Annotated in this window: 2 protein-coding genes; one reads left to right on the plus strand and one right to left on the minus strand. The window is 70.0% G+C overall.

What is annotated here, in order from left to right; all coding sequences use genetic code 11:
• On the plus strand, positions 1-2,546 hold a 2,546-nt coding region (ppc, locus tag VFL64_RS08005), incomplete at its 5' end, for a phosphoenolpyruvate carboxylase (protein ID WP_489539849.1).
• An 8-nt stretch (positions 2,547-2,554) separates the two neighbouring features.
• Here the strand turns inward: ppc and VFL64_RS08010 are convergent.
• The gene (locus VFL64_RS08010; protein ID WP_489539850.1) at positions 2,555-3,901 is read right to left on the minus strand and encodes a hypothetical protein; all 1,347 of its coding nucleotides are present in this window, start codon (positions 3,899-3,901) and stop codon (positions 2,555-2,557) included.
• Positions 3,902-4,059: the final 158 nt, after the last annotated feature.

The following is a 4,059-nucleotide window of genomic DNA, read 5'->3' on the forward strand; positions in this document are numbered from 1 at the left end:
CCTTCAGCTACTTCTCGCACCTGGCCAACCTGGCCGAGGACCGGCACCACGTGCGGCGGCGCGACCTGCACGAGCGCCAGGGCGACCTGCACGAGGGCTCGCTGGCCATGACCTTCGAGCGGCTGGCAGAGGCCGACATCCGCGCCGCCGACATCGTGCGCACACTCAAGCACGCGTACATCTCGCCGGTGCTCACGGCCCATCCCACCGAAGTGCAGCGCAAGAGCATCCTGGATGCCGAGCGCGCCATCGCCCGGCTGATCGAGCAGCGCGACGAGGCCGGCAGCACCCATGAGCTGGCCGACAACGAGGCAATGATCCGCGCCCGCGTGACGCAGCTCTGGCAGACGCGCATGCTGCGCACGACCAAGCTCACGGTGGCCGACGAGATCGAGAACGCCCTCTCCTACTACCACGCCACCTTCCTGACGCAGATCCCGCGGCTGTACCGCGAGATCGAGCGGGCCCTGCCGCACCACGACATTGCGCCGTTCTTCCGGATGGGCCACTGGATCGGCGGCGACCGCGACGGCAACCCCAACGTGAGCGCGGCCACCTTGGCGCTGGCGATGGCGCGCCAGAGCGAAACCGTGCTGCGCCACTACCTCATCGAGGTGCACGAGCTGGGCGGCGAGTTCTCCATGTCGCAGATGCTGGCGCCGGTGACCGCGGAGATGCAGGCCCTGGCACAGCGCTCGCCCGACCAGAACCCGCACCGCGGCGACGAGCCCTACCGGCGCGCGCTGATCGGCATGTATGCCCGCCTGGCCGCCACCTTGCACACGCTCACGGGCACCGAGGCGCTGCGCCATGCGGTGGCCCCGCAGGACCCGTATGCCGGCGCGGCGGACTTCCTGGCCGACCTGCGCGTGATCGAGTCCTCGCTGCGCGCCCACCATGCCGACGCCTTGATCGCCCCGCGCCTGGCCCCGCTGATGCGCGCGGTGCAGGTGTTCGGCTTCCACCTCGCCACGGTGGACCTGCGCCAGAGTTCCGACAAGCACGAAGCCGTGATTGCCGACCTGCTGCGCACGGCGCGCATCACACCCGACTACCCCAGCTTGTCCGAGGCCGAGCGGCGTACGCTGCTGCTGGACCTGCTCAACGATGCCCGGCCGCTGCGCGTGGTGGGCCACGCCGGCTACACCGAACTCACGCTCAGCGAGCTGGCCATCTTCGAAGCCGCGCGCAAGCTGCTGGCCAGCCACGGCCGCGCGGCGATCCGCCACTACATCATTTCGCACACCGAGGCGGTGAGCGACCTGCTGGAGGTGCTGCTGCTGCAGAAGGAGGCCGGCCTGCTGCGCGGCACGCTGGACGACTCGGCGGTGGCCGACCTGATCGTGGTGCCCTTGTTCGAGACCATCGGCGACCTGCGCAATGCCGCGCCCATCATGGCCGAGTTCTATGCCCTGCCGGGTATCGTGGACCTGCTCAAGCGCTCGCGCGTGGGCGACTTCGGCGAGCAGGACATCATGCTGGGCTACAGCGACAGCAACAAGGACGGCGGCTTCTTCACGAGCAACTGGGAGCTGTACCGCGCCGAGACTGCGCTGGTGGCGCTGTTCGAGCCGCTGACGCGCGAGCATGGCATCACGCTGCGGCTGTTCCACGGCCGCGGCGGCACGGTGGGACGCGGCGGCGGGCCCAGCTACCAGGCCATCCTGGCGCAGCCGCCGGGCACGGTGAACGGACAGATCCGCCTCACCGAACAGGGCGAGGTCATTGCCTCCAAGTACGCGCACCCGGAGATCGGCCTGCGCAACCTGGAGACGCTGGTGGCGGCCACGCTGGAGGCCACGCTGCTGCACCCCACCAAGAGCGCACCCAAGGCATTCCTGGACGCGGCCGACCGGATCTCGCACGCCAGCATGGCGGCCTACCGCAAGCTGGTGTACGAGACGCCCGGCTTCACCGACTACTTCTTCGCCGCCACGCCCATCCGCGAGATTGCCGAACTCAACATCGGCTCGCGCCCGGCCTCGCGCAAGGCGACCCGCGCCATCGAGGACCTGCGCGCCATCCCCTGGAGCTTCAGCTGGGGCCAATGCCGCGTGGCGCTGCCGGGCTGGTATGGCTTCGGCTCGGCCATCGAATCCTTCCTGGCCGAGGCCAAGACGCGCAAGGAGCGGCTGGCGCTGCTGCAGCGCATGTTCAAGCAGTGGCCGTTCTTCCGCACCTTGTTGTCCAACCTCGACATGGTGATCGCCAAGACCGACCTGGCGCTGAGTGCGCGCTATGTGGAGCTGGTGCCGGACAAGCGCCTGGGCCGCAAGATGTTTGCGCTGATCCAGGCCGAATGGCAGCGCACCAGCCATGCCTTGACGCAGATCACCGGCGAGGCCAGGCGGCTGGCCTCCAACCCGTCACTGGCGCGCTCGATCGAGCACCGCTTCCCGTACCTGGACCCGCTGAACCACTTGCAGGTCGAGCTGATGCGGCGCTACCGCCAGCAGCACGAGGGCGACCCGGGCAACGAGCGGGTGCAGCGCGGCATCCACTTGTCGATCAACGGCATTGCGGCGGGCTTGCGCAACACCGGCTGAACCCGGGATCAGGGTGCCGGCGGGGACCCGGGGGCCTCGGCCGCCAGCGGCTGGGGCCGGACCACCTGCACGAGTTCGTCCACCGTCATGCCGGACTTCAGCGCCAGCACGCGGTAGGAGCCCAGCTCGCCGTATTGCGTCATCAACTCGGCGGTCTCCTGGAAGCGCTGCACGCTGGCGCAGCTCACGCCACCGGCATCCGCAAGCTGCGGCGCCATCGAGGCCAGTGCGTCGCGCTCGGCCTGCAAGGCCTCGGTGCGCGGGGCCGGCCAGCCGACCTTCTGCGCCAGCGCCACGCCCATGTCCAGGTCCACCGTGGAGCGGCCACGCTCGGTGAGCACATGGGCAATGCCATCGCACACCTGGCGGCGGTTGGCATCGTGCAACTGGTCTTCGTCGCAATGCTGCGCCACCACCTTGTAGACCGGCAGCGCCAGCACGTTCTGCGCGTTCCATGCGTCCACCGTGAGAAGGGTGCGCGCCAGGTCCGACTCGCCCGGCGGCAACGCCTGCATCAGCACGTGAGGCAGGGTGCCCCAGTAGGAATCGACCCGGTTGGACGTGGCCACGTGGTACATGGCGTCGTTCAGCGCCCCGGTGTCGCCATGCGCTTGCGCAGCGCTGCCCAGCGCCATCCACGGGGCTGCATTGCCGTTGTCCAGCTGCACCCAGCGGTACAGGTTCAGCGTGCCGCAATGGTCGGCGGTGTCGCCGGGGTTGCCCTGCGTGCAGGCCTGCAGCGCAGCGGAATAGACGAACGGGTCCGCGGTGCCCATGGCCATGCGGCTGAGGCGGCGGATGGTCGCAGCGCCCACCGCGTCGGCGGCTGCCACAGCGGCGGCCTGCTGGCGCGCCTCGCAGGCCTTGTCTGCCGCATCGCACGGCCCCTGGCGCGCGCGCGCTGCCGCGGCGGCGTCGGTGCGGGCCACCGCCAGGTCCAGCACCAGGGAGGCGGCACGCACGCGTTCGCTGGGGTGGGCCGCAAAGATCTTGCGCAGGCGGGCATGCGTGATTGCGCGCGCGTCGGCAGCAATGCCGGCCAGGCCCTCGGCCAGGCCACCGGGTTCGTCTGGCGCGGCAGGTACGGAGCCCAGGCCGCACACGCGCATGTAGCCGAGGGGCAGCGCAAGCTCGGCGGGCTCCTGGGCAGCGTCCGCCCAGGTACCAGGGGCCACAGGCTCCATGCCGTCGATATGGAACAGCTGCGCCAGCGGGTTGACCATGGGGGCGCTGGCTTCCTGCTGCTCAGCAAGTTTGTCCTCCGGGCCGGCAAGGTTGATGCCGACCACACCCAGCGCGAACGCAAGCAGCAGCGCAACGCCGGCGTGCGCAACGCGCTCCCCGGCCAAGAACATGCCACCAGGCCGCCCCAAGGTTTGCTCACCCACTCGGAGGGCGGCAACTGCTTGCGGTGGCCTGGGGGTCGTCACAAACCCTCCGCTGCCAGCGCGTCGCGCACGGCACTCAATTGCCGCCGCGACACCGCCAGCCATTCATCGGTGGGACTCACGCG

The organism is Rhizobacter sp. (assembly GCF_035702065.1).
Lineage (GTDB): Bacteria > Pseudomonadota > Gammaproteobacteria > Burkholderiales > Burkholderiaceae_C > Rhizobacter.